Source organism: Sorangium sp. So ce281, assembly GCF_051527395.1.
Lineage (GTDB): Bacteria > Myxococcota_A > Polyangia > Polyangiales > Polyangiaceae > Sorangium > Sorangium cellulosum_B.
This window is the reverse complement of sequence record NZ_CP150322.1, coordinates 12,046,808-12,071,106: the sequence shown is the minus strand read 5'-3', so window position 1 is coordinate 12,071,106 and position 24,299 is coordinate 12,046,808. Positions and strand designations below refer to the sequence as shown.

Annotated in this window: 17 protein-coding genes, 1 pseudogene and 1 CRISPR repeat array; of the genes and pseudogenes, 4 read left to right on the top strand and 14 right to left on the bottom strand. The window is 71.6% G+C overall.

The features are described from left to right. Positions 1–9: 9 nt before the first annotated feature. The 6 genes from WMF27_RS46275 to WMF27_RS46250 form a co-directional block, all read right to left on the bottom strand. Positions 10–2,334, bottom strand: a complete 2,325-nt coding sequence (locus WMF27_RS46275; RefSeq protein WP_437762485.1) for an FdhF/YdeP family oxidoreductase — start codon at positions 2,332–2,334, stop codon at positions 10–12. Continuing rightward, entirely contained in the window at positions 2,331–3,200 is an 870-nt protein-coding gene (locus tag WMF27_RS46270) for a formate dehydrogenase accessory sulfurtransferase FdhD (RefSeq protein ID WP_437762486.1), read from the bottom strand. The genes WMF27_RS46275 and WMF27_RS46270 overlap by 4 nt, the downstream gene beginning before the upstream one ends. 228 nt (positions 3,201–3,428) lie before the next feature. Next, positions 3,429–4,208, bottom strand: coding sequence for a hypothetical protein (locus WMF27_RS46265; protein WP_437762487.1), 780 nt, complete (start codon positions 4,206–4,208; stop codon positions 3,429–3,431). 9 nt (positions 4,209–4,217) lie between these two features. Then, positions 4,218–4,661 (bottom strand): hypothetical protein, encoded by a 444-nt coding sequence (locus WMF27_RS46260; protein ID WP_437762488.1) that lies wholly within the window; start codon positions 4,659–4,661, stop codon positions 4,218–4,220. 87 nt (positions 4,662–4,748) lie between these two features. Beyond that, on the bottom strand, positions 4,749–5,732 hold the full coding sequence (locus tag WMF27_RS46255; protein WP_437762489.1) for a hypothetical protein: 984 nt from the start codon (positions 5,730–5,732) through the stop codon (positions 4,749–4,751). Continuing rightward, positions 5,729–7,150: an aminotransferase class III-fold pyridoxal phosphate-dependent enzyme gene (locus tag WMF27_RS46250; RefSeq protein ID WP_437762490.1), complete on the bottom strand. Its 1,422-nt coding sequence runs from the start codon at positions 7,148–7,150 to the stop codon at positions 5,729–5,731. Before WMF27_RS46250 ends, WMF27_RS46255 begins: the two co-directional genes overlap by 4 nt. Positions 7,151–7,231: 81 nt before the next feature. Here WMF27_RS46250 and WMF27_RS46245 point away from each other — a divergent pair, with 81 nt between their 5' ends. After that, positions 7,232–8,674 (top strand): aldehyde dehydrogenase family protein, encoded by a 1,443-nt coding sequence (locus WMF27_RS46245; protein WP_437762491.1) that lies wholly within the window; start codon positions 7,232–7,234, stop codon positions 8,672–8,674. Between the two features lie 308 nt (positions 8,675–8,982). On the opposite strand, the gene WMF27_RS46240 is transcribed toward WMF27_RS46245, so the two are convergent. The 6 genes and pseudogenes from WMF27_RS46240 to WMF27_RS46215 form a co-directional block, all read right to left on the bottom strand. Further along, positions 8,983–10,428 carry a ferritin-like domain-containing protein gene (locus WMF27_RS46240; protein ID WP_437762492.1) on the bottom strand — a complete coding sequence of 482 codons (1,446 nt, stop codon included), beginning with the start codon at positions 10,426–10,428 and terminating at the stop codon, positions 8,983–8,985. A gap of 347 nt (positions 10,429–10,775) precedes the next feature. Then, the gene (locus WMF27_RS46235) at positions 10,776–11,807 is read right to left on the bottom strand and encodes a hypothetical protein (protein ID WP_437762493.1); all 1,032 of its coding nucleotides are present in this window, start codon (positions 11,805–11,807) and stop codon (positions 10,776–10,778) included. Between the two features lie 1,160 nt (positions 11,808–12,967). Further along, positions 12,968–15,067: a CRISPR direct-repeat array (repeat unit 36 nt; unit sequence GTGCTCAACGCCTTCCGGCATCACGGCGGGGATCGG). 246 nt (positions 15,068–15,313) lie between these two features. After that, a complete protein-coding gene (gene cas2, locus WMF27_RS46230) occupies positions 15,314–15,610 on the bottom strand; it encodes a CRISPR-associated endonuclease Cas2 (protein ID WP_437762494.1) in 297 nt (98 codons plus the stop codon). An 8-nt stretch (positions 15,611–15,618) separates the two neighbouring features. Continuing rightward, positions 15,619–17,352 (bottom strand): type I-MYXAN CRISPR-associated endonuclease Cas1, encoded by a 1,734-nt coding sequence (gene cas1 / locus WMF27_RS46225; protein ID WP_437762495.1) that lies wholly within the window; start codon positions 17,350–17,352, stop codon positions 15,619–15,621. A 151-nt stretch (positions 17,353–17,503) separates the two neighbouring features. Then, the gene (locus WMF27_RS46220) at positions 17,504–17,755 is read right to left on the bottom strand and encodes a hypothetical protein (RefSeq protein ID WP_437769993.1); all 252 of its coding nucleotides are present in this window, start codon (positions 17,753–17,755) and stop codon (positions 17,504–17,506) included. Positions 17,756–17,852: 97 nt separating this feature from the next. Next, positions 17,853–17,993: pseudogene (locus WMF27_RS46215) on the bottom strand (type I-MYXAN CRISPR-associated protein Cas6/Cmx6); the annotation flags it as partial. A gap of 718 nt (positions 17,994–18,711) precedes the next feature. Between WMF27_RS46215 and WMF27_RS46210 the strand changes: the two are divergent. Further along, entirely contained in the window at positions 18,712–19,581 is an 870-nt protein-coding gene (locus WMF27_RS46210) for a hypothetical protein (RefSeq protein WP_437762496.1), read from the top strand. Positions 19,582–19,693: 112 nt separating this feature from the next. Here the strand turns inward: WMF27_RS46210 and WMF27_RS46205 are convergent, their stop codons facing one another. Next, positions 19,694–20,206: a hypothetical protein gene (locus tag WMF27_RS46205; protein ID WP_437762497.1), complete on the bottom strand. Its 513-nt coding sequence runs from the start codon at positions 20,204–20,206 to the stop codon at positions 19,694–19,696. Between the two features lie 303 nt (positions 20,207–20,509). On the opposite strand from WMF27_RS46205, the gene WMF27_RS46200 reads away from it, so the two are divergent. Continuing rightward, the gene (locus WMF27_RS46200) at positions 20,510–21,073 is read left to right on the top strand and encodes a GNAT family N-acetyltransferase (RefSeq protein ID WP_437762498.1); all 564 of its coding nucleotides are present in this window, start codon (positions 20,510–20,512) and stop codon (positions 21,071–21,073) included. A 42-nt stretch (positions 21,074–21,115) separates the two neighbouring features. On the opposite strand, the gene WMF27_RS46195 is transcribed toward WMF27_RS46200, so the two are convergent. Next, positions 21,116–22,600: a serine/threonine-protein kinase gene (locus WMF27_RS46195; protein ID WP_437762499.1), complete on the bottom strand. Its 1,485-nt coding sequence runs from the start codon at positions 22,598–22,600 to the stop codon at positions 21,116–21,118. A gap of 334 nt (positions 22,601–22,934) precedes the next feature. Here WMF27_RS46195 and hemL point away from each other — a divergent pair, with 334 nt between their 5' ends. Further along, complete coding sequence (gene hemL, locus WMF27_RS46190) at positions 22,935–24,248, top strand: glutamate-1-semialdehyde 2,1-aminomutase (protein WP_437296899.1); 1,314 nt, start codon at positions 22,935–22,937, stop codon at positions 24,246–24,248. Positions 24,249–24,299 lie beyond the last annotated feature (51 nt).

Sequence of the window (24,299 nt, the reverse complement as noted above, 5' to 3'; positions counted from 1 at the left end):
GGCGGAGCGTCACGCGGATCCGTCGGCCGCGACGGCCGCCCGGACGCGCACCACGATCGATTTCGACGCGGGCGTGTGGCTCTTCTCCGCGATGCTGCCGAGCGGCACGAGCACGTTCGCCTCGGGGAAGTAGGCCGCGACGTTGCCACGGGGGATCGTGTACAGCACGACGCGGAACGCGCGCGCGACGCGCTCCCCGTCGGAGAAGCGGCTCGTCACGTCGACGAGGTCCCCCTGGGCGAGGCCGCGCTCGCCCGCGTCCTCGGCGTTCATGAACACGACGCGGCGCCCGCCCCGGACGCCGCGGTAGCGGTCGTCGAGCCCGTAGATGGTCGTGTTGTACTGGTCGTGGCTGCGGATCGTCATCATCAGGAGCTCGCCCGGCTCGAGATCGTGCCGCGGGAGCGGGTGGATCATGAAGTTCGCCTTGCCGGTCGCCGTGCGGAACTCGCGCCGCGCCGCGGCGTTCGGCAGCGCGAAGCCGCGCGGGTCCCGGATGCGCGCGTTGAAGCCGTCGAAGCCGTCGATCGTGCGCGCGATGAGGTCGCGGATCCTGTCGTAGTCGACGGTGAGCTCCTCCCACGGCACGCGCGAGCGCGCGCCCAGCGCCGCGCGCGCGAGGCCCGCGACGATGGCCACCTCGCTCCGCAGCATGTCCGAGGCCGGCGGGAGCTTGCCGCGCGAGCTCGAGACGACGCCCATCGAGTTCTCGACAGTCACGAGCTGCGGCCCGCCCGCCTGCACGTCGCGCTCGGTGCGGCCGAGGCAAGGCAGGATGAGCGCGCGCCTTCCCGTCACGAGGTGCGCCCGGTTCAGCTTGGTCGACACGTGCGCGGTGAGGTCGCACCGGGCGAGGGCGCGGGCGGTCAGCGCCGTGTCCGGCGTGGCCGAGAGGAAGTTGCCGCCCAGCGCGAAGAAGACGCGGGCGCGCCCCTCGGCCATCGCCGCGATCGCGGCGACGGTGTCGAGCCCGTGGCGGCGCGGCGGCGAGAAGCCGAAGTTCTGCTCGATCCGATCGAGGAGCTCCGCGGGCGGGCGCTCCCAGATGCCCATCGTCCGGTCGCCCTGCACGTTGCTGTGCCCGCGCACCGGGCACGCGCCCGCGCCGGGCCGCCCGATGTTGCCGCGGAGGAGCAGGAAGCTCATCACCTGCTGCACGTTGGCCACGCCGTTCTGGTGCTGCGTGAGGCCCATGGCCCAGCAGGCGATCGTGCGCTCGGAGCGCATCGCGATCTCGGCCGCCGCCCGGATCCGGTCGCGCGGGACCCCGCTCTGCGCGACGATGTCGTCCCAGGGCGCGCCGCGCACGGCGTCGGCGAACGCCTCGAAGCCGTGGGTGTGGCCCGCGATGAACGCGCGATCGAGCACCGCGCCCGGCCTCCGCTCCTCCTCTTCGAGCATCTCCTTGATGATCCCGGTGAAGAGCGCGACGTCGCCGTTGATGCGCACCTGGAGGAAGAGCGTCGAGAGCGGCACGCCCGAGCCGACGAGATCGAGCGGGTGCTGCGGGTGCTGGAAGCGCTCGTTGCCGGCCTCGGGGAGCGGGTTCACCGTCACGATCTCGCACCCGCGGAGCCGCGCCTCGCGCAGCGCCGAGAGCATGCGCGGGTGGTTCGTCCCCGGGTTCTGCCCGACGACGAAGATCGCGTCGGCCAGCTCGAAATCGTGGAGGGATACGGTCCCTTTGCCCACGCCGATGGCCTCGCGCAGGCCGACGCCGCTCGACTCGTGGCACATGTTCGAGCAGTCGGGCAGGTTGTTCGTCCCGAGCTCGCGCACGAAGAGCTGGTAGAGGAACGCCGCCTCGTTGCTCGTGCGCCCCGACGTGTAGAAGACCGCCTCGTCCGGCGAGCCGAGCGCGCGCAGCGACGAGGCGACGACGTCGAGCGCCTCGTCCCACGACACAGGGCGGTAGTGCGACGCGCCCTCGTCGAGCAGCATCGGGTGGACGAGCCGCCCCTGCTTGCCGAGCCAGTGGTCGGACTGCCGCGAGAGCGCCTCGACGCTGTGCTCCCGGAAGAACTCCGGCGTGACGCGGCGGAGCGTCGCCTCCTCGGCGACCGCCTTGGCGCCGTTCTCGCAAAACTCCGCGACCGAGCGCTTCTCCTCGGGCTCGGGCCACGCGCAGCCGGGGCAGTCGAAGCCCTCGCCCTGGTTCACGCGGAGGAGCGTGCGCACGGCGCGCGCGACCCCCATCTCGCCGACCGCGTGCCGGAGCGTCGCGCCGACCGCCGGGAGCCCGCCGGCCGCCGCGCTGCGCTCGCCGATCCTGGGCGCCTCGGGCTCGAGCGGCGGCTCCGCCTGCACGTCGCGCCCTACGTCGCGGGCCGTCACGACGCGGCCTCCGCCGGGACCGCGACCGGGACCTCGATGCGCTCCCGGCCCGCGTACACGTTGAACCGCCCGTCGCGCGCGAAGCCGACGAGCGTCATCCCGTGCGCCGCCGCGAGCTCGGCGGCCAGGCTCGAGGGCGCGCCCACCGCAACCATCACCGGGATCGAGGCCCGGAGCGCCTTCTGCACGAGCTCGAACCCGGCGCGCCCGCTGACCATGAGCACCGCGCCCGGGTCGGGCAGCCGCCCGGCGAGCAAGGCGGCGCCGATCAGCTTGTCGACGGCGTTGTGGCGCCCGACGTCCTCGCGGAGGTCGGCGAGCGCGCCGCCCGCGTCGAAGAGGGCCGCCGCATGCAGCCCCCCGGTCCGCCCGAACACCGGCTGCGCGCCGCGGAGCCGCGCGGCGAGCCCGTGCACGACGTGCGGCGCGATCCGCGGGACGCCCCGCGCGAGCGGCGCGGGCGGCGCGCACGACGCGACGTCGATCGACGCCTTGCCGCAGACGCCGCAGCTCGCGTTCGCGACCGCGAGGGCCCGCTCGGTGCGCCCGAGATCGACGGTCACGTCGTCGCCGAGCGTGACGCGCACGAGGTCGCCCGAGGGGCCGAGGGCCTCCTCGACGGCGATCGCGTCGGCCGCGCGGGAGATGACGCCCTCGGCGAACAGGAGGCCGACCGCGAGCTCGCGGTCGTTGCCGGGCGTGCGCATCGTGATGCCGAGGCGGCGCTCGGCGCGGCGCGCGTCCCCGAGGGCGCGCGCGACGACGACGACCTCGAGCGGCTCCTCGACGGCGAGCAGATCTTCGGCGTCCGAGGCGATCTCGCCCGTGATGGTGCGTATCGAGACGTTGGCTGTGCTGGACGGCATGGCGGGCTTGTTCCGTGCTCCATCCTACCGCGCCGGCGGCGCGGCGCCCGATCGAGCAGGCCCCTGCGCAGCTGCGCTCGATCGGCGCCGGCACCTCGGGCGGCGTCCCGGTTGGAAGGCGACCGGTGGGCACTCCCTCGGATCCTGGCTGATACGTAGGTGACGCCCCGCGTGCGGACGACGGGGCTCATGGTCGACGCCCTCCTCGAGGCGAGGCAGGGGTCGGCGTCAGGACGGCGGCGATCCCTGCTTGCGAAGCTCGACGAGCATGGCGTCGAGCTGGCTGTCATTCAGTCCAGAAAGAAGCTTTTGAGCTTCCCTTCGGCGCGGGTCGGGGCTCGTCGGCTGCGGCGTTGGCCATCCTCGCCCGTTGTCACGCAGCCAGAGCGCCTTCGCGCCAGCGAGGTTGAACTTGGGCAGATAGACGAGCCGCCGCTTGGAGTACACGTCACGCGGCAGCTTGCTGGTCGTGCCGCCGACATCGAACTCTTTCGAGTTTGCGGAGAGCACCGCTGCCTCTGGTCCACGATCGAGATCGCGATCGGCCAGGATGGCGCTGATGATGTGGAGATCGACGATGTCGGTTCCCCGCATGCCCACGCTGGGGAGGAGCGCATCGAGCGCGGCTTGCTCCTCTTGCGGATGGTGGATCATGAAGGGCTTACACCTGAGGGTCAGAGCGTCCAACTCCCGCTGCGGATCGGGAAGGTGATAGGATGACTCCGCCTTCAAGACGTCTCTCGCGACCGCGAGGAGCGCAGAGTCGTTCAGGTTCCGGGCGGCGGCGGATAGACCTTCGGACACGGCTTTCACCGCCCTGGCATGGTCCTCCGTCTCCCTGTGGACCACGTGTCGCGCCTCGAGAAACGCAGCGATCGGGATGCGCAGCTGGCACTCGCCTCGGTCTGCCGCATCAAGGAGCGACCGCGCTTCGCTCCGCCACGGATGGTGCGGTAAAATGTACGAGACCAGCCAGTTTGTCTCCAGGTAGACGAAGAACGCGCTCATGACGCTTCCTCACGCTGCGTCAGGCAAGTCTTCGTACTCCTCAAGGTCGGCCTCGGAGAGCCCGATCATGGCAGGGAGCATCATCGGAAGCGCCTCTTCCGGCACAGAGCTCCACCATGAGCGCCCCACCGCCTCGAGCCATCGCCTGACCTGGACGTAGAGCCCTTCGCCATGCTCGACGTCATGGGCAATGCGACTGAACAGCTTGCCAGTCGACAGCACCTTCACATCATAGGACTCGCCGGAAAACTCGACGGATGTGAACCGATCAGAAATAAAATGAGCGGTCCTGGGCGTGACGAGCAAGCCTGCGTGAATGTGACGATCATAGAGCCGGTGTTTGAACCGCTCGATGTCTGCAGGACCTGCTCCGTCGAGCAGGTCGGGTCGCGCCTCGATCAACGCCTCGTGCTTGCCCGAGCGCGGGTCGGATGCGATGAAAGTGCGCGCCATTCCACGCAGCTAGCATGATGGCGCTGTCCCATCAAGGAGCGGGGCGGATGGGAGAGAGCGCTCGCTACAGCTGAAGCACCGTCCGCGCTAGCGCTCTCCTCCGCCGCCCCACGCCGCGCAGAGCCTCTCGAGCTCCCGCTCGGGTACGTCGAGCGGCGCCTTGCCGCGCCACGCCTGCGGGAACAGCGGCATCACCGCGCTCCGGAGCACCGGCGCGAACCCCGCGACCTCCGCCGGCCCCCGCGGGATCCGGATCAGGGGCACCTGCTCCCCCGGGAACGCCGCCAGGCGCGCGAGCGCGTTCTCGCGGATCGGCGCGAGCTCGCCCTGGCTCACCTCGCGCGCGTGGACGGCCTGGTAATGGCGCAGGAACGACTCGGCCCGGGCGCGCTGGATCTCGTCGCGATCCTCCTCGCCGACCTGGCGCACCACCGCGAGCAGCGGCAGCGGCACCGGCGTGACGCCGAGCGCCGCGGTGTCGCGAAAATCCGGCTGCGCGTAGGGGAGCACCTTCGGCGGGATGACCGCGAACCCCGCGCGGCCATAAGCGATCAGCCGCACCACCGTGTCGCGGTCGTCCGGATCGACGGCCTCCATCTCGGCGGCGAGCAGGATCTCGGCCTGCTCTGCCGCGATCCCCGCACGCTCGATCGCGCTGCGCGCGAGCGCGACGGGCGCCGCGCGCAGCAGGGCGGCGAGCCCGCTGCGGCGGAACGCCGGCAGGACGAGCGCGTGCGACAGGAGCGCCACGCAGCGCCGCGCCGCGCGGTCCAGCGTGACGTAGCAGTCGCGCACGCCGGCGAGGCGCCCGTCGTCCGCGCTGCGCGCCAGCAGCATGTGGTACGTCGCCGTGATCGGCGCCCCCGCGTCCGTGTGCGCCCCGGTGAGCCACGCCGCGAGCACCTCCCGGCGCTCGAGCTCCCCCTTCGGCCCGAAGACCGCGTCGAGCGCCCCGTAGCCCTCGTCGAACGCCGCGCCGTCCTGCGCCTCGTCCACGGAGAACTGCGCGAGCGCCCGCGCGACCTTCTCCGGCCCCTCCCCCGGGCAGACGTCGCGCGGATCGACGATCATCCGGCCATCTCGCGCAGCACCGCGTCGAAGACAGAGGTCGCCTCGTCGGCGTCCGAGATCGTCGTGATGAGGTGCGGCCGCAGCCGCACCGAGCGCGTCCCCGTGTAGCTCGCGAACACCCCGCGGCGGAGCGCGCGCGAGAGGAAGTCGTCGCGCGCCGCGGTCGTCGGCAGGTCGAACGCGAGCAGGAAGCCGCGGCCGCGCGGCTCGCTCGCGAGCGCGGGGTGGCGCTCGCAGAGCTCCTCGAGCCGCGAGAGGAAGTGGCGGCCCGTCGCGCGCACGTTGCCGAGCAGGTCCTCGGACTCGATCGCGCGGAGCGTCGCCAGCGCGATCGCGGACCGCGCGCGGTCGCCGTTGCGCGTCTGGTACATGCGCCCGAACTGCGCGACGTCGTACGCGCTCGTCGCGAAGAACCCGCCCATCTGCATCTTCTTCCCGAAGCACATGAGATCGGGCGGGCGCGGGAGCTCGAGCTGCTCGTGCGCCCACAGCGTGCCGGTGATCCCCATGCCCGTCTGCACCTCGTCCAGGATGAGCGCCGCGCCCGCCTTCCCGGCGAGCTCCTGCACGCGGCGGAAGAAGGCCGCGCTCGCGTGCCGGTCGCCCCCCTCGGACTGCACGGGCTCGACGATCACGGCGGCCACCCGGCCGTCGTGCGCGTCGAGGATCCGCTCGAGCGCGGCGAGCGCCTCCGCCTCGGCGCGGTCGTTCTCGTCGGCGAAGCGCGCCAGCGGGAAGCGGCTCGCGGGGAAGGGCGCCGTCGGCCAGGGGAACGCGGGCAGGTCGGCCTTGTGGATCACCTTCGAGTGCGTGGCGGACATCGGCCCGAGGCCCCGGCCGTGGAACGCGCCGGCGAACGACACGACCACCGCGTCGGTGCCCGCGTTGTCGAGGATGCTCTTCTGCACCTCCTCCGGCAGCTCGAGCGGGTTCCTCGGCAGCCCGGCGGCCTCCCGCCGGCGCTCGGCGTGCCGTATGAACGCCGCCTTGATCGCGGACTCGACGCCCTCGCCCCCCGCGTCCACGCAGAAGACGCGCGCCATGCCGCGCGGCGCGAACCGCTGCTCGAGCGCCTCCACGAACTCGAACCAGGCCGGCGTCGTCACGAACGGCGTCGACGTCGGGTTCGCGACGGCGCGGATGAACGCCTCGCGGTGCGCCGCCTCGACCAGCGCGGGGTGGTTGTAGCCGAGCGCCCCGAGCGCGAAGTTCGCGAACAGGTCCAGGAACACGTTGCCGTCCACGTCGACCAGCGAGCACCCGCGGCTCGCCACGTCGTCCATCACGACCGCGCGGTACCTCGACTGCATGTCGAAGCCGCCGCGCGCCATCCAGGCGCGCGCCTTCGGCCCGGGCAGCTCGGTGACGACTCTTCGCGGAGGGACGGACGGGAGCGTGGGGCGATCGGAGAAATCCATAGGCAGCGCGAGTATCCCGCACGCAGGGGCGCGTGTCATCGCCGCTTGCCGCGCCCGGGTGCGCGGGTCTACGACGAAGGCATGGGTGATACGCGCGAGACGGTGAAGAGTCTCTGGATCGACAACGCCGAGCGGGGGGCGCTCTCGGGCGAGACGTTCGAGACCGCGAACCCCGCGACGGGCGGGGCGCTCGCGCGGCTCGCCCGCGGCCGCCGCGAGGACGTGGACGCCGCCGTGACGTCCGCGCGCGCGGCGTTTCCGCGCTGGGCGGCGCTGGATCCGAACGAGCGCGCGCGCATCCTGTGGAAGGCGGGGGAGCTGATCCTCGCGCGGTGCGAGGAGCTGGCGCGGCTCGAGGCGCTCGACACGGGCAAGCCGATCACGGCCGCGCGGACGATCGACGTGCCGCGCACGGCGGACACGTTCTTCTACTTCTCCGGGTGGGCGACGAAGCTCGGCGGCGAGACGATCCCGGTCCGGGGTCCGTTCCTGAACTACACCGTGCGCGAGCCGCTCGGCGTCATCGGCGCGATCATCCCCTGGAACTTCCCGCTCCTGCTCGCGGCGCGGAAGGTGGCGCCCGCGCTCGCGGTGGGCAACGTGGTGGTCGTCAAGCCGCCGGAGGAGGCGAGCCTCACGACGCTGGAGCTGGCGCGCATCCTCGCGGAGGCGGGGGTGCCGCCGGGGGTCGTCAACGTCGTCACGGGGTACGGCGAGGAGGCGGGGGCTGCGCTCGTCGAGCACCCGGGCGTCGCGAAGATCTCGTTCACGGGCGGCACGGAGACGGGCAGGACGATCATGCGCGCGGCGGCGGGCACGCTGAAGAAGCTGTCGCTGGAGCTGGGCGGCAAGAGCCCCAACATCGTCTTCGCGGACGCGGACGTGGAGAGCGCCGCGAAGGCGGCGGTGACGGCCATCTTCTACAACCAGGGCGAGCTCTGCACGGCGGGGAGCCGGCTCCTCGTGGAGCGCTCGGTGCACGACCGCGTGCTGGAGGTGGTCACGAGCGGCGCGCGCCGGCTGGTCCCTGGCGATCCGCTCGATCCGTCGACGCAGGTGGGCCCCCTCGTCTCGGAGGCGCACTTCACGAAGGTGCTCGGCCACATCGACCGCGGCGCGGCCGAGGGGGCGCGCCGCGAGACCGGCGGGCGCCGCGAGGGCCCGGGGTTCTTCGTCGAGCCGACGGTGTTCTCGGCGGTCTCCCCGTCGATGAGCCTCGCCCGCGAGGAGATCTTCGGCCCCGTGCTGGCGGTCCTCCCCTTCGACGACGTGGAGGAGGCCGCGCGCGTCGCGAACGCGACCGAGTTCGGCCTCGCGGCGGGCATCTGGACGCGCGACGTCGGCAAGGCGCACGCGCTGGCCGCGCGCCTCTCGGCGGGCACGGTCTGGATCAACACGTACAACCGCTTCGACGCGGCGAGCCCGTACGGCGGAACCAAGCAGTCCGGCTTCGGGCGGGAGAACGGCCGCGCGGTGCTCGACGAGCTGACGCAGCTCAAATCGGTCTGGGTCTCTCTCGGCTGAGCGGGACGCATCGGCGCTGACGGCGCGCCCCGCTCTCATCTCCTTCTCGCGTCCTCGCCAGCAGCCGACTCCTTCGGCGGGAGCGCGGCCTCCTTTGTGCCGGCGCCCGGCGGATGCGGATCTGCCTCATCAGCCCGCTCGCGGTCAGGAGGATGGTTGTGGCGGACTCGACGGTTGCGCGGCGGCGCTGTCGCGCGACAGCCCCGGCAAGGCCGGGTGATGGGCTAATTTGCCCCGGAGTGATTCACATGAAGGCGGTAAGGCGGGAAGGTCATTGTTCTTTTCTTCCCGCCTTACCGCCTTCATGTTCAAATTAGGCCACCACCCAAGGCCGCGCGGCATGGCGCGATGACCTCGGCGATCACCTCGCGGCGCAGCGCCCCGAGCGCGCGCGCCGGGAGCAGACCGAGCGCCTCGTGCACGGCGGGCCCGGGCGCCGGGTCGGCGGCGTAGCGGGCGGCGGCGCGGGAGAACGCCCGCTCCGCCGCGGAGCGCGCCGGCTCGCCGAACGTCGCGAGCATCCACGAGAGCGCCTTCCAGGAGAGCGCCGCGTGCCGCTCCTCGTCGGCGGCGACGCGCGCGAGCGTGGCCGCGAGCGCCGGATCCCCCGCGCGCTGCGCGATCTCACGGCCCTCCGCCGCGCCCAGCGCCTCGCCCACGCAGCCCTCCTCGACGAGCGCCTCCACCACCTCGGCGACCCCCGCGCCGAGCGGCGCCGTGGCCGCCTCGAGCAGCGGCCCGGGGCCGATGGCCCGGCCTGCGAGGCGGGAGGCGACGCCGTAGGCGAGGCGCGCGTGCTCCACCTCGTCGAGCGCGGCGCGGTGCGCCTCGCCGACGAGGGCGGCCGGCGCCCCGAGCGCGAGGAGCTGGAGGGAGAAGCGGGCGAAGCTCGCGATGGACGCGTGCTCGAGCGCGGCGACGGCGGCGTAGTGCGCCGCGGCGAGCTCGCGCAGCTCGGGCGAGAGGGACGCGACATCGAGCTCGGCGGGAGCGCGCCAGTCGTCGCGCGCGGCGCCCTGCGCGGCGCGCGGCCGGCCGTCGACGACGAGCGGGCGGCCGATGGCGCAGGAGATCCCGGCGCACTCCCAGCGCACGCTCTCTCCCTCCGGGTCGGAGACGACGCAGGCGGCGCCGCGGTTCTCGTCAGAAGATCGGCAGTCCGCGTCGCTCTGACAGGTATCTTCCTTGGTGCGGCAGGCGAGCGTGACCTGCTCCCAGCACCCGTTGAAGTACGCCGACAGGCCGCATGTGCTTCCGGGGCAATCGGCGTCGACCGAGCAGAGGGCCTTTGCGCAGACCGAGTGCTGCTCCCGGAGGGCGCCTGTCCCCTTGCACACGCAGGCCTCGGACGGGCCGCACTCCGCGTCGCTCTCGCAGGCGTACTCGCAGCCGCAATACGCGCCTATCTGCCCGAACGAGCTCACGCACTTTCCGCGGGGTCCCTCGGTGCAATCGGCGTCCGTCTTGCACTGGAACGTTCGCTCCGTGCCGCTGCACGCGCGCTGGCTGACGGTCGCGTCGCACCGGACCCGCGTGGCGCGGTGCACGGTGCCGTCCCGCTCCGTCACCCAGCCCACGCCGCGCGGCGGCCGGGGCGCGGACTGGCCCGGCTCTTCCGGGACGCCGGCGTCGCGGGGCGTGGCCTGCGGCTCGCCGAGCGTGACGACCGCGATCTCGGGGCTCTTCGCGTTGGAGCAGCCGGCGGCGCCAGCGGCGAGGAGGAGGGTCATGCGGAGCGAGCGGTGGCGTTCCATTCGCGGAAGGGTAGCAGAGGGGCGCGCGAGGCCGGATCGATGGGCTCGGGGACGCTGCGCGCCGGCGCCGACGCAGCGCGGGCGGAGCGTGTGGAGGAAGGAGCTCGCGGTCGATCCGGGACAAGGCGGAGCGCGTGGAGCAGGAGCTCGCTGTCGATCCGGGACAGGGCGGAGCGCGGCGCTGGCGAACTCGCCGAGGTGGCGAGGCGTGAAGGGCAGATGACGACGTACCGGCGCGGCGATCGAGCGCGGAAGGAGCACATCGAGTGGGTCCGTCGATGCCGCCCAAAGAGCCAGCGGTGCCCGTGCCCTCGGTCGGGCGCGCTGGTTGGAGCCGCTGCTATCGCTCACAGCCGAGCGAGCCGACCGTCTTCGAGCAGCACCCACGGGGCCGAGGCTGAGTACGCCTCTGTCCCGGCAATGGGCAGGCTTGGCGCATCCGTCAGCTGGTCGAGCCCCTCGTCTCGGAGCCGCGTCCCACGCTCGGTGAGGCGGTAGACGCTCGAAAGCATCGGGTAGCCAGCGCCAGGCGGCTTTGGGCCAGGCCCGCGCTCCACAGCCGCACTCGAGTCGTGGTCTGCCCAGTGCTCCAGGCGGCGCGGCAGGAACAGGTCGCCCGTACAGAAGAGCAAATGCCACATGTCCACGAGCGTCTCCGACTTCTGGGCGGCCACGCCCGCCGGCGTCTGCCACTCAGGCAACAGGCGAGAAAGCGTGATCTCGTCGAAACGACTCAGGCGCAAGGCTGCTTCCGTGGTCCTTCTTGGAAAGAAGGAAGAGAGGAACGCCCACAGGGGAGCGAGCTCTGGAAAGCTGGTGTCACCAGCAGAGCAGCTCTCCACGAACGGCAAGGGGTCCTCGTCGACGTAGCTGTTCCAGAGGCGAACGGCGCGAGCATAGCGTTCAGGCGGCCAGGGGCTCGCCTTTTCGATTCGCGCGAGAAGGGCTTCGTCAGGGTGGTCGGACACCGAATGACTGCAATCAAACGGCCGCTTCGACCCCTCGTGACTTCTTGCCCTTGAACGGACGACGGGCTCAAGCTCCAAGATGAGGATATCGTCGCAGGCGAGCCCCAGGTCGCGCAACCAGCTACAGGTCCGCCAGAGGTTCACCCGCTCGTGGAGGCTCGATGATACCCACGTTACGACAGGCAACTCCCACCGGGTCTCCGACGAATAGAGGCTATCCCACACCTCGTCCGAGCTCCACCAAATCTGACGCTGCCGGACATGCTCAAGAGGACTCGGGCGGCTCGGTCCGGTAAGAAGGCGGTCGGAAGCGAGCACGACACGGGTCGCGCCGATGCGAATCAATTGCTCTGCGGTCGGCGCGTCGAAGGCAACGTGCGTCGCCGTGCGAATGTCAACGAGGGCTGTCATGCTCAGCGAAACCCACAGCTATAGCACTCTCGGTACTTGTAATCATGCTCCTGCCAGCAATTGTCCTGGCAGATCGCGCAGAGCGTGTACCCTGTGGTGACGTAGCGGTTGCATGGATAGCCCTTCGCGACGCAGGCGTCGTACATATCGGTACATTTGTTGATTGGTGAGCACCCTGCCATCAGCTCGAACGATTCGCTGCCTACGTCTTCGGCTCCGCCTTCGTCACCTGGTCCGAGATAATCTCCCGCCCCTGCGGATTCTGTCGGGTATCCAGCACCCGCGCTTCCCGGCTCCACTGTGTCGCAAGTATAGGACAAGTCGCACGCAGACGTGAGCACCATTCCAAGGACGCCGCACAGCACGAGCGCGCTCGCCTTCTTCAGGCCACCTCCCATGTTTCCTCTCTTTCCGGACACGCGCACCGTCCTCTCACCGAAAGGCGACGTCAACGGTGTTCTGCGCGCCAACACATCCGTGCGAGCCTGCCACCGGCGGACCAAGCGCGACCGGTCGCGGCGGTGGATCGGAGCGCGCGTAAACGAGCTTGGCACTGTCTCGTCCACCGGTGGCTCGCTACGTTCAAAACGGATCGCTCGACGGCTCGCCGTCCGCTATGAGCGTCGGCCTGGCCTGCCCGTCTCCGTGTGACGTCCGTGTGCCCCGACGTCAGGGCAGGGCACGGGGCTCCACGGCCGAGCGTCGGCCGGACCGTTCCCGCGCAGATGACGAAGCGAACGGCGCCCATGTCCCGGCGCTGGCGGTCGCCGAAGAGCGGACCTCCACTGAGCCGACGTGCGACCCCCGCGTGTCGGCGCGCGTCCCGGTGAACGACCTGAAGGCTCGGAGGTGTTGCTCCGGGCCTTCGCTCTTCGGGCCGCCGGCTTGGGAGATCGTCGGCGACGACGGCGGTGGACGGCCACTTCTCGGCGGTCGAAGCGCTGGCCTACGCCCCCGCGACCGGTGAGGTCCCGCCGGCTCGCGCCGCCTCGGGTCCGGGGAGCCAGGTGGGTCGGCCCGTGCAAATTCACGCGGTTTCCGAGGAGCATCGACAGGATCACGGCGACGACCGCGTGAAGGTCGCCCACGAGCTTGGGGTGCTAACGGCATCACGGCGGGGGATCATGTGCCTTGGCGTTCGTCGCGCCCGTGTTCTGCGTGTGCTCAACGCCTTCCGGCATCACGGCGGGGATCGGTGATGGCAGAGGCCAGATCGTCGCGGTCGACCAGTGCTCAACGCCTTCCGGCATCACGGCGGGGATCGGCATGCGGGAACCGGGATGCAGGCCGGAGACATCGCGTGCTCAACGCCTTCCGGCATCACGGCGGGGATCGGTGCAGGACCTTCGCGACCCGGCGGCGCGGCAGTTGTGCTCAACGCCTTCCGGCATCACGGCGGGGATCGGCCGAGGCGAAGTGGACGAGGTTGTTGAGCCCGGTCTGGTGCTCAACGCCTTCCGGCATCACGGCGGGGATCGGAGACGGCGCAGGCGCTCCGCCTCACCGGGCAGGACTGGTGCTCAACGCCTTCCGGCATCACGGCGGGGATCGGCGAGCGGTGTTCTGATCGATACGCTGCAAACCTGCTAGTGCTCAACGCCTTCCGGCATCACGGCGGGGATCGGCATGTAGGACTCGACGAGTATGCAACAGCGGTGATGTGCTCAACGCCTTCCGGCATCACGGCGGGGATCGGGCCTGGGACGCCTACGAGGCGGCGCAGGCGACGTAGTGCTCAACGCCGTCCGGCATCACGGCGGGGATCGGTGCCAGACGGCGGCGAGGAGGGGCACCGTCCAGATGTGCTCAACGCCTTCCGGCATCACGGCGGGGATCGGCGGCGTGGACGTCGCGAGGGAGGGGGACGACGAGAGGTGCTCAACGCCTTCCGGCATCACGGCGGGGATCGGCGGGCACTCCAGGCTCTTCTCGACAAGGTCGACGGTGCTCAACGCCTTCCGGCATCACGGCGGGGATCGGGCGTCGTCGCTCGGCGGCGACGGCGCGGGCTTGGTGTGCTCAACGCCTTCCGGCATCACGGCGGGGATCGGGACATTCGCCACGTTTGATCGCGACGATCCGAAGTAGTGCTCAACGCCTTCCGGCATCACGGCGGGGATCGGCGGAAGAGTCGTGAAGGTCCTAGCCGTCGACCTCTCCGTGCTCAACGCCTTCCGGCATCACGGCGGGGATCGGCGGAAGTGCGCGATCTGGGGCGAGGCGAGCCTGGAGTGCTCAACGCCTTCCGGCATCACGGCGGGGATCGGCCTGGGAGGGCTTCCTGTGGGGGCTCCTCTGCAAGTGCTCAACGCCTTCCGGCATCACGGCGGGGATCGGGCGTGTAATGGCGCTCGTCGGCCCGACGCTAAAGGAGTGCTCAACGCCTTCCGGCATCACGGCGGGGATCGGCTCTTCAGGCCGCACTGGCTACCTCATCCGCGGCGTGCTCAACGCCTTCCGGCATCACGGCGGGGATCGGCGCCCGGCTGGTCCTCAGGCCACGGGATGGTGGCGTGCTCAACGCCTTCCGGCATCACGGCGGGGATCGGTAGGGGTCCTGGCCGGCCCGGTACGACTTGCGCCAGTGCTCAACGCCTTCCGGCATCACGGCGGGGATCGGCTGGCACGGATCTGGACCACGGCCCAGCCCACCCAGTGCTCAACGCCTTCCGGCATCACGGCGGGGATCGGCCCCCGCCGGGGGCGAGAGACGTGCTCTACGTGGTCGAGTGCTCAACGCCTTCCGGCATCACGGCGGGGATCGGGCCAGCACGAGCGGCTACCCGGCTGCGGCGCGCGGTGCTCAACGCCTTCCGGCATCACGGCGGGGATCGGCCGTCGGAGCCGCGCCCGCGCTCGGGGGGTGAAGGTGCTCAACGCCTTCCGGCATCACGGCGGGGATCGGGAGGACGACGCGACGCCGCTTCTGCCCGGCGCGACGTGCTCAACGCCTTCCGGCATCACGGCGGGGATCGGAGGGACAGCGCCGAGCTCATGAGCTCGTGCGTCGTGTGCTCAACGCCTTCCGGCATCACGGCGGGGATCGGACCGCGCCGCCCGGAAGCTTCTGGCGGATCTGCTTGTGCTCAACGCCTTCCGGCATCACGGCGGGGATCGGCGAGCTGCGCTTCACGCAGGGCGGGACGGCGGTTCTGTGCTCAACGCCTTCCGGCATCACGGCGGGGATCGGGACTTCACGACGACGACCTTGATGCCGCACTGCTGTGCTCAACGCCTTCCGGCATCACGGCGGGGATCGGACCGCCATCGCAAGTAATTGATATAATTCACCAATTTCACCACTCCAGCAAGCTCCTCCCTTCCGAGTTGCCGTGCACGCCCCGCTCGCGTGCGCGCTCCTCGTCCAGCAGCGCCTTTCTGCGCGTCGGGTGCCATTCACGCACCTGCCCAGGCCTCACCACGACGTAAATTATCGTAATCACTGGGTTCGAATGTCAAGGACCGGGAGGCGCGCGCCATCGCGCGCCGATGCTTGATCCTCCGCCTCACACGATCCGGAACGGCGGTGGCTCAAGATCGAGCGGCGCCAGATCGTTGCCCTGCACGGTGACCCTCGTGGCGCAGTCCGGACAGAGCCGGATGAACATCAGCCGGCCCTCCGGGGCGATGAGCCCGGTCAGCTCGAAGCGCAGGCGCGCCAGCTCGCGCCCCGTCCCGCGTACGCGGAAGACCGAATACTGAACGGGCTTGCCCCAGGCGCTCAGCACCTTGTGCACCTTGCGCAGCGCCTTGGGCTCGGAGACGTCGTACACGACGAGATGCCAGTGACGGGGCTCGGGCATGGGGACCTCTACCGGATTCGAAAACGGGCAGACAGACCAGGCTCGCCCGACCACTCTTTCTCCAGCAGCCGCGCTTCGAGCTCCATCATCCGCGCATAGGAGAGAGAGAAGCCGAGCACGTCGTGGCGGTATTCCTCGCGCTTGCGGCGCTCGTACACCTCGATGAACGCACGTCGGCCAGCGTCCGACAGCCAGACCTGACGGCCCGTGATCACGAAGTCGCGCTCCGCGTCGAACGTCCGGCGGTTGACGGCGCCGAGGACCGCCATGTCGACGACCGGGACCCGGAACAGCTCCGTCAGATCCAGGGCCAGCGGGAACGCCGCGGAACGTGGCTGGTGCAGCACGCCGAAGCCGGGCTCCAACCCCACCCTGAGGATCGCGCTCAGCACGTCCCGGTAGAGCAACGTGTAGCCGAAGGAGAGCAGCGCGTTGAAGCGATCCTCCGGCGGCCGGCGAGAGCGACCACGCGGCCGCAGCGCGTCGCCAGCGTCCGGGTGAACGAGCGCCGCGAGCGCGCCGAAGTAGCCACGCGCGGCGTTGCCCTCCTGCCCGATCAGCGACGTGCGATCGGCGGCCTTCGCCGCGCGGCGAAGGCCGCCGCGCAGGATCTCGATCGGCTCGTCGAGGCCCGCGCGCAACGCTTCGTCCTTCCGCGACGCCCTGAGCACATGGCGCAGCTGCATCTCGATCTTCGCCATCACCAGCCGCCGGGCGAGCCCGATGGCGAAAGCGTCGTCCGTCAGCCCGCGGAACTGACGGATCCGCCGCTGCACCCCCGAGCTCCCGCCGCTGAACACGCCGACGTGCGCCCCACCAGCGCCGACGAAGTGGACGGCGATCTCCTCGGCGGCGCAGAGCCGGAGCGCCTGCGTCGTGATCTGAGCGTGACCGTGCACGACGATGTCGCTCACCTCTCGCGCCCCGATCCGCGTGCGCTCGCCTTCGCGCTCGGTCACCTCGAACGCGTCGGAGGAGCGACCGACCCTGGCGCCGTGGCTGACGACGTGCAGGGACCGCCGCTCCGTGTCCGGCGGATAGAGCCGCACCGGTGAAGGGAGCGCCTCCGCCGCCGCACGGCGAACCACGGCGGCCCCCCTCGGCGCGAGCACGCCCGGCGCTCGCCGCTCGGCCGCCGGCGACGAGTGCGCCTCCGCCTCCGCAAAGCGAGACTCCTCGGGAAGGCAGACGGGAGCCAGAGAGCAGCGCACGCACTTGCGCTCGTCCTCGGTCACCCGGGGACGGTCGGGTGAACGAGCGAGCTCCCGCGCGCGGTCGACGGCTCGCACCACAGCGGCGCGCTCCGCCTCGGCGATCGGCAGGCGCACCGTCACCCCGTCTCGGTGATATCGGATGCGCGCCTCGGCGACGGGTCTGCCAGCGTGCTCCTCCAGGAGCATCGCGTACGCCGCGGCCTGCACGGCGTCGCTCTCCCACGCCGCAGGCTCGCCGCCGGCCCCGCGTCGGGCCCGGCCGCGCTTGTGCTCCACCGGGTACAGCTCGCCGCTGCGCCGGCGGAGCGCGTCGAGGCGCCCTCGGATGCCCAGCGCGGCCGACTCGAGCGTCATCTCGACGACGTCTCCGGGCTCGTCGAGCTCGGCGTGGAGCTGCCGGCCCGCCCACACCGCCTCGTCCGCGACACGGATCGCCTCGACCTCCTCGAGGTAGAAGAGGCGCTCGCAGTAGGCGAGCGCGTGGAGCGACATGACGCGCAGGGTGGGCTCGACGGTCTCGGAGGACATCGCAGGCTCCTTCGCAGGCGCTCGCACGGGTCACCTGCCAGCGCCGCTCTCAGGCCATTCTCGATAGACGCTCCTCTACCTTCTAGTGGAAATATTGGCCCTCTATCGGCAATGCCGTGCAGAAGCGCCGGGAAGCGGGCGCCCCCCCGGCTCATCCGCGGCGGCCGGGGCGCGGATCCTCGATCGCCACGAAGTGCTCCGGCGGAGGCGAGGGCGCGCTCTCCTTCGGCTCTGCATCGAAGTGGAATCGACGCCAGCGCGTATCGAGGGAGCCCACGTGATCGACCCACGTGGGCAGCTCCACCTCCCCGGCCTCGTCCGGCACCAGCGACCGCCACCGCCCCTCGGGCCGCCGCACCAGCGTCACCGCGTCGACCGCGTCGTCGCTGAGGCCCAGGCACACGATGCCGCTCCGCGTGACGGTCTCCGGCGACAGCAGGGCGCGCGTCCACCGCGAGCAAGCCGTCAGGCCGTGGCACGCCGGGGAGCGGGTGCACCGCGAGCCACCCCGCGCCGTGCAGATCGCCGGCGATCCGGCAGATCGCGCCGAACAGGGCATAGCCGTGGTCGAGCGGGACGAGATTCGCAGCGAGGTGAAACGCGATATCGACGCGTGGCGCGATCTCCTGGGACACCGGCATCCCCTTGAAGAACAGGTGGGGTATTCATGCCACAAACGGCGGCTCAGCCTTGTCGACGAAGCAGAGCAGCCGCGCTCGCCTGCGTTCCTCTATTAACAGATAACAGATGACAGAGCGCTTGTGATCATCTCTCGATTGCTGGAAGAATCAACAGCCTGCCTGTCCGCAGCTGGAAGGCATGGTGCTCGTGAGAATCCGCGCCGTGATGCCGGAATGCGCTCCTTGTCCGAGCCGCTGCTCAGCCAACCGAGCCAGCTGCCACAGCACGACCGTCGTCTCCGCATCCTGCCCCCGCCCACGAGGCTGAACCCGGGCCACGCGCCTCCCGCATCCCGGCGCCACCTCCGGCGAAGCCCCGCGCACTTCCCTCGACGTCCTCCACCACCTCCGCCGAAGCCCCGCGCACTTCCCTCGACGTCCTCCACCACCTCCGCCGAAGCCCCGCGCACTTCCCTCGACGTCCTCCACCACCTCCGCCGAAGCCCCGCGCACTTCCCTCGACGTCCTCCACCACCTCCGCCGAAGCCCCGCGCACTTCCCTCGACGTCCTCCACCACCTCCGCCGAAGCCCCGCGCTCGCGCCTCATCGCCTTCGTCTTCTCACCCCTCCCCGCACCACTGCGCCTCTTGCGCGCAACCGCGCGACGTTGCTCCAGAATCGCGCCCATTTCGTGCTCACGCGCGACATTCCTCCCTGCGCGATTTACTCCTTGCGTTCATGCCCAAACCCAAAAACCCGAACAAATCAGGGACACCCGCCGTTGAATCCACCCAGCTCCACACCGCGGAGGCGGCCTTCCAGCGCCTGCAGCCCGACCTGGACGCCATCCCGCTCGCAGGGCTGGAGGTGCCGCGGCTCGATCTCCAGGCAGCCGCCGTGCAGGCCATCGGCGTGGCCGAGGCGCTCTCCGCGCCGCAGCTCCGCCAGCGCATCGCGGCCATCGCCGCGACGGGCGCGCTCGATGCCGCGCTGATCGGTGGGCTCGAGGGCGTCGCCTGGGCGACATGGTTCGCCCGGTACAAGGTCCTCCTGACCTCGGCTACCCACTCCGGGGCAGCGCTCCCGGCCCCCCTCGTCGAGCGGGCGTACGAGACCCGCGCGCGCATGCTGAAGACGCTCGAGTATCACCTCGACGGCGACGCGGAGGCGGTCGCGCAGCTCGCGCATCTTCGCGCGGGCAGCGGCCACCTCGACCTCGCCAACGACCTGTCCGGCGCCGCCGAGATGTACCGGAAGCACCGCGCGGCCATCCAGGACGACAAGCGGAACTTCCGCGGCGAGGACGAGCAGGAGGCCGCCGCCCTCGCGGCGCAGCTCCTCCGCCTCCTCGGCGCCACGGCGACGCCCGAGCAGACGCTCTGGAAGGGCTACCAGGCGCGCGCCGCCAAGCTGCTCTTCCGCCACTACGACGAGGCCGTCCGCGTTGGCCGCTTCCTCTTCTACTACGACGATCCCGAGGGCCGATTCCCCAACCTGTACACGGCGACGCGCTCCACACCGACGTCCCCTCGGACCGAGAAGAAGCCAGACGCCAGTCCCGTGAAGCCCGAAGCCGCCCCCGTCGATCCGCCGGTCGGCATCGCCTGATCTGATCTGGACGCTCACGCTCCCCTTCAGCGCTCCTCCGGTCGCCGCTCACCACACCTGCGCACGCCCTGCGGCCACAGCGCTGCTGCGACGCAGGGCGCCGGCACGGCGGTCACCTCCTCGCCCTGCGCCCGATCCCGCGCGCGTCGCGCCCGATCGGCTCGCCCAGATCGAACGCCGGCTCGCCGGTCCTCGCCGGCGGCGCTTGCGGCTCGCCCGCCTCGAGCGGGCCGTGCGCGTTCTCGGCGTCGGCGATGGATGGATAGCGCTCCACGTCGCCGTCGACCTTGAAGCCCCCCTCGCACGCCGGGCGCACCACGCGGCCGAGCACGATCCCCTCCTCCCAGATCCCGCCGTGCTCGACGGCGATCGCTGCACCGGTGGACACATCACCGAGCCGCGAGAGCCCGCCGTCCGGCCGCTTCGGCGTGGGCCGCCAGCGCAGGATCGTGTCCTCGTGAAGCACGACCACCGCGCGCTCGCCGGGCAGCTCCGAGATCCCGAGGGCAAAGCGCACGCGGTGCCCCGGTGCCCCAGAGCCTACGCCGCGCCCACCGCGGGCAGCGCTCTCCGCCTCGTCGATCGCGGCGAGCAGCTCCGGTTGCTGATCCTCGAGCGGAGCCATGCGCCGTGTCCTCCTCCGCGGATCTCGGACGAGGTCGCCGCGCCGTCAAGCCCGCTCCGTCGCCCGCCCCCTCGCGCGCGCCTGCTCGAATGGCGCGTGTTCTCCAGCCTCCAGCGCGCGCAGCGCTCACCCCTCGCGCAGCGCGCGACCCCCGCGGCGCACAGCGAGGAACGCACGGCGAGGATCGGGATTGCACGCCGCTCCAGGCGAGCACCGCTCCAGTCGAACGCCGCCCCGGACGGCGATGGCCAGCGCCGTGTCCGACGCTTGACGTCCGCCGGACCTCCGCCCATCCCTCGCCCGATGGTGTCGTTCGATCCGTTCCCCGTCCTGATGACGCCGCGCCTCCGCCTCCGCGCGATCGAGCCCGCCGACGCCGCGACCATCCTCCGCATCCACTCCGACCCGGAGGTGACGCGCTACTTCGGCCGCGCGCCCGACAGCTCGCTGGCCGACGCGGAGCAGCGCATCGCTACCATCCTCGCCGGGATCCGCGAGGCCACATCCATCCGCTGGGGCATCACCCTCCACGAGAGCGGAGAGCTCATCGGGACCACGGGCTTCTGGCGCTGGCACAACCCCCATCGCTGCGCGGAGATCGGCTACGAGCTGCTGCCCGCGCTCTGGAACCGGGGCATCATGACCGAGGCGCTGCGCGCCATGCTCCCCTTCGGATTCGACGTGATGGGCCTCCACCGCATCGAAGCGCACATCGATCCCGAGAACCGCGCCAGCATGCGCGTCCTGGAGCGGCTCGGCTTCGTGCGGGACGGGCTGCTCCGCGAGAACTGCTATTACAATGGGCGGTACACCGACACCGCGATCTACGGGCTCCTGCGCCGCGACGCCGACGGCGCCGCGAGGTGACCCGAGATCGCCCGAGCGGCCTGCGCGCGCTCCCCTCCCGCGCTACCTCGGCGCGGGCGCGCCCTTGCTGCTCGGCGGCGCCGCGGTCCCGGCCTCGCCCTTGCGCGCCAGGTTCAGCTGGATCCGCGCGGGGGACTCCGACGTGATCTCGACCGCCTGCGAGACGCCGTCGCTCGTTCGCACGTCCACCAGGAGCGACACCCCCGGCATCGGCCGCGCGATGACCTGGCTGCCCACGCCGAGCACCACGCCGTTCAGCCGCACCACCGCGGCGCTCGGCTCGATCTGCACCACGATCGGATCCACGAGCGACCGCTGATCCCTCGGCCGGCTCAGCGCGACGAACATGAGCGACGCCACCGCGACGCCCGTGGAGACCGAGGCCACGAGCCACGGCAGCGCCACCGGGCGCAGCGCGTCGCCGCCGGCGCGCATCAGCCCGCCGAGCCCCCGCCGCGGCTCCGATCGCACGCTCCGCCGCCCCTCGGAGGGCGGCCCCGCCGACAGCGTCGCGCCCGGCTTCGGCCGCCACCCCGCGCGCTGCTGCGGGGCGACGGCGGCGGCGATGCGCTGCCGCTCCTCCTCCATGCTCTCCCCGCAGCGCGAAAGGAGGAGCTCCGCCACGTGCGCGGGCGTCACCACGCCCGACCTGCGCATGAGGAAGTCCTCCAGCGCGCTCGCCATCTCGCCCGCCGTCTGGAAGCGCTGCCGCGGATCGCGCGCGAGCGCCTTCACGATGATCTCCTCCAGATCACGCGGGCAATGCGGCGCGATCAGCGTGGGCCGCGGCGGCTCCGGCACCCCGGTCTGCGGCAGCACGAGGTCGTGCAGCACCTGGAACGGGAGCGCGCCCGTCACCGCCTCGAAGAGCACCACGCCGAGCGAGAAGATGTCCGAGCGGCGATCGACCGGCTGGCCCTGCGCCTGCTCCGGCGACATGTACTCGCCCTTGCCCTTGATCTCGCCCGTCTGCGTCGTGTCGCCCAGGCGCTCGAACGCCTTCACGATCCCGAAATCGGCCACCTTCACCGTGCCGTCGCGATCGATGAGGATGTTCTGCGGGCAGACGTCGCGGTGCACGATGCCGAGCGGCTCCCCGCGGTCGTCGTGGAGCTCGTGCGCCGCGTGCAGCCCGTGCGCCGCGTCGGCCACGATGCGCGAGGCGATCGCCGGGGAGAGCGGCATCGGACGGAGGCCCGGACGGAGCAGCTGCTGCATCGTCTGCCCGTCGATCCACTCCATCACGAGGAAGAGCACGCCGTCCGTGTCGCCGAGGTCGAGGATCTCGACCACGTTGCGGTGGTGGATCTTCGAGGCGAGGTTCGCCTCGTCGAGGAACATGCGCTGGAACTGCGGATCGCGCGCGAGCGCCGGGATGAGCGTCTTCAGCGCGACGACCTTGTGAAAGCCGCGGGAGCCCTCCATGCGGGCGGCCCAGACCTGCGCCATCCCACCCTCGCCGATGAGGCGCAGAAGCTCATATCGCCCGAGACGCTGCCCCGGACCGGGGTCCTCGGAGATCCGCATGGCTCACCAGATGCTGGCGCTCGGGGAGCCGCGACCGCGGTCCCCAGGAGCAGCCCGGCCGCGGGTCGCGGCCCCTCTCTCCAGACGATCACCATAGCCAAGCGCGACCGCGCCGGAAAGGCTCGTGTGGCGCGCCCGCGCCCGCGACGCCTCGATCCAGGCGTCCGCAACGCCCGGATCCCCCGCGCCCGGCATCCGCGATGCGACACCCCGCGTCGTCCGCGTCGTCCGCGTCGTCCGCGTCGTCCGCGTCGCCCGCGTCGTCCGCGTCCTATTCCCCTCGCCCGCGATCCGCGTCGCTCCCCCGCCTCTCCCCTGCTATGGCCCGAGCACGATGACGAACGCGACAAGCGCTCCGCCCGCCCGCGCGGACCGGGCCCCCGCCTCCAAAGCCCTGTTCGACCGCGCCGCCGCCGTCCTGCCGGGCGGCGTGAACAGCCCCGTGCGCGCCTTCCGCGCCGTCGGCGGCGACCCCCTGTTCATCGCGCGCGCCCGGGGAGCGCGGCTGTTCGACGCCGACGGGGCCGAGTACATCGACTACGTCGGCTCCTGGGGGCCGGCCATCCTCGGCCACGCGGACCCCGCCGTCATCGAGGCCGTCCGCGAGGCAGCGCTCGGCGGCCTCTCGTTCGGCGCGCCGACCGAGCTCGAGGTCCGCTTCGCCGAGAAGATCCGCGAGCTCTACCCGAGCATCGACATGCTGCGCTGCGTCTCGAGCGGCACCGAGGCCACGATGAGCGCCATCCGCGTCGCGCGCGGCTTCACGCGCCGCGACGCCATCATCAAGTTCGAGGGCTGCTACCACGGCCACGCCGATCACCTGCTCGTCAAGGCGGGCAGCGGGCTCGCCACCTTCGGCGCCCCCGACTCCGCCGGCGTCCCCGAGAGCATCGCCCGCACCACGCTGTCCTTGCCCTACAACGACCCGGCCGCCCTCGAGGCCGCCTTCGCCGCCCGCGGCGGCGACATCGCCGCGGTCATCCTCGAGCCCGTGGTCGGCAACATGGGCTGCGTCCCGCCCGAGCCCGGGTTCCTCGCCCTCGTGATCGACCTCTGCCGCAAGCACGGCGCGCTCTCGATCTTCGACGAGGTGATGACCGGCTGCCGCCTCGCCCGCGGCGGCGCGCAGGAGCGCTTCGGCCTCCGGCCGGATCTGACGACGCTCGGCAAGATCGTCGGCGGCGGCATGCCCCTCGCGGCCTACGGCGGCCGCGCCGACGTGATGCGCGTCGTCTCGCCGCTCGGCCCCGTGTACCAGGCGGGCACGCTCAGCGGCAACCCGCTCGCGGTCACGGCGGGGCTCGCGACGCTCGATCGCCTCACGCCCGCTCTCTACGAGCGGCTCGAGAAGCTCGGCGCTTCCCTCGAGGCGGGCCTCCGGGCCGCCGCCGAGGGCGCCGGCGCGGCCGCGTGCGTCCAGCGGGTCGGCTCGATGATCACGCTGTTCTTCACGAAGGGCCCGGTCCGCTCCTGGGCCGACGCCGCCACGTCCGACACGAAGCGCTTCAGCGCCTTCCACGCGGCGATGCTCGCGCGAGGCGTCTACTGGCCTCCGTCGCAGTACGAGGCGGCGTTCCTGAGCGGCGCGCACTCGGAAGAGGACATCGAGCGGACGATCGCCGCCTGCCGCGAGGCGCTCGCGGCCTGAGGCCGCGCCGGCCTCTCCCGGGAGGACCCCCGCGACGGCGAGGCCAGGACG

Excerpts from the sequence above, each read along its gene's own strand:
- cas1 (WP_437762495.1), bottom strand. The coding sequence starts at position 17,352 with ATGTCCTCCGAGACCGTCGAGCCCACCCTGCGCGTCATGTCGCTCCAC.
- WMF27_RS46200 (WP_437762498.1), top strand. The coding sequence starts at position 20,510 with ATGGTGTCGTTCGATCCGTTCCCCGTCCTGATGACGCCGCGCCTCCGC.
- WMF27_RS46235 (WP_437762493.1), bottom strand. The coding sequence starts at position 11,807 with ATGACAGCCCTCGTTGACATTCGCACGGCGACGCACGTTGCCTTCGAC.
- WMF27_RS46245 (WP_437762491.1), top strand. The coding sequence starts at position 7,232 with ATGGGTGATACGCGCGAGACGGTGAAGAGTCTCTGGATCGACAACGCC.
- WMF27_RS46240 (WP_437762492.1), bottom strand. The coding sequence starts at position 10,428 with ATGGAACGCCACCGCTCGCTCCGCATGACCCTCCTCCTCGCCGCTGGC.
- WMF27_RS46205 (WP_437762497.1), bottom strand. The coding sequence starts at position 20,206 with ATGGCTCCGCTCGAGGATCAGCAACCGGAGCTGCTCGCCGCGATCGAC.
- WMF27_RS46260 (WP_437762488.1), bottom strand. The coding sequence starts at position 4,661 with ATGGCGCGCACTTTCATCGCATCCGACCCGCGCTCGGGCAAGCACGAG.
- WMF27_RS46250 (WP_437762490.1), bottom strand. The coding sequence starts at position 7,150 with ATGGATTTCTCCGATCGCCCCACGCTCCCGTCCGTCCCTCCGCGAAGA.
- WMF27_RS46255 (WP_437762489.1), bottom strand. The coding sequence starts at position 5,732 with ATGATCGTCGATCCGCGCGACGTCTGCCCGGGGGAGGGGCCGGAGAAG.
- WMF27_RS46270 (WP_437762486.1), bottom strand. The coding sequence starts at position 3,200 with ATGCCGTCCAGCACAGCCAACGTCTCGATACGCACCATCACGGGCGAG.
- WMF27_RS46265 (WP_437762487.1), bottom strand. The coding sequence starts at position 4,208 with ATGAGCGCGTTCTTCGTCTACCTGGAGACAAACTGGCTGGTCTCGTAC.
- cas2 (WP_437762494.1), bottom strand. The coding sequence starts at position 15,610 with ATGCCCGAGCCCCGTCACTGGCATCTCGTCGTGTACGACGTCTCCGAG.
- hemL (WP_437296899.1), top strand. The coding sequence starts at position 22,935 with ATGACGAACGCGACAAGCGCTCCGCCCGCCCGCGCGGACCGGGCCCCC.
- WMF27_RS46195 (WP_437762499.1), bottom strand. The coding sequence starts at position 22,600 with ATGCGGATCTCCGAGGACCCCGGTCCGGGGCAGCGTCTCGGGCGATAT.
- WMF27_RS46210 (WP_437762496.1), top strand. The coding sequence starts at position 18,712 with ATGCCCAAACCCAAAAACCCGAACAAATCAGGGACACCCGCCGTTGAA.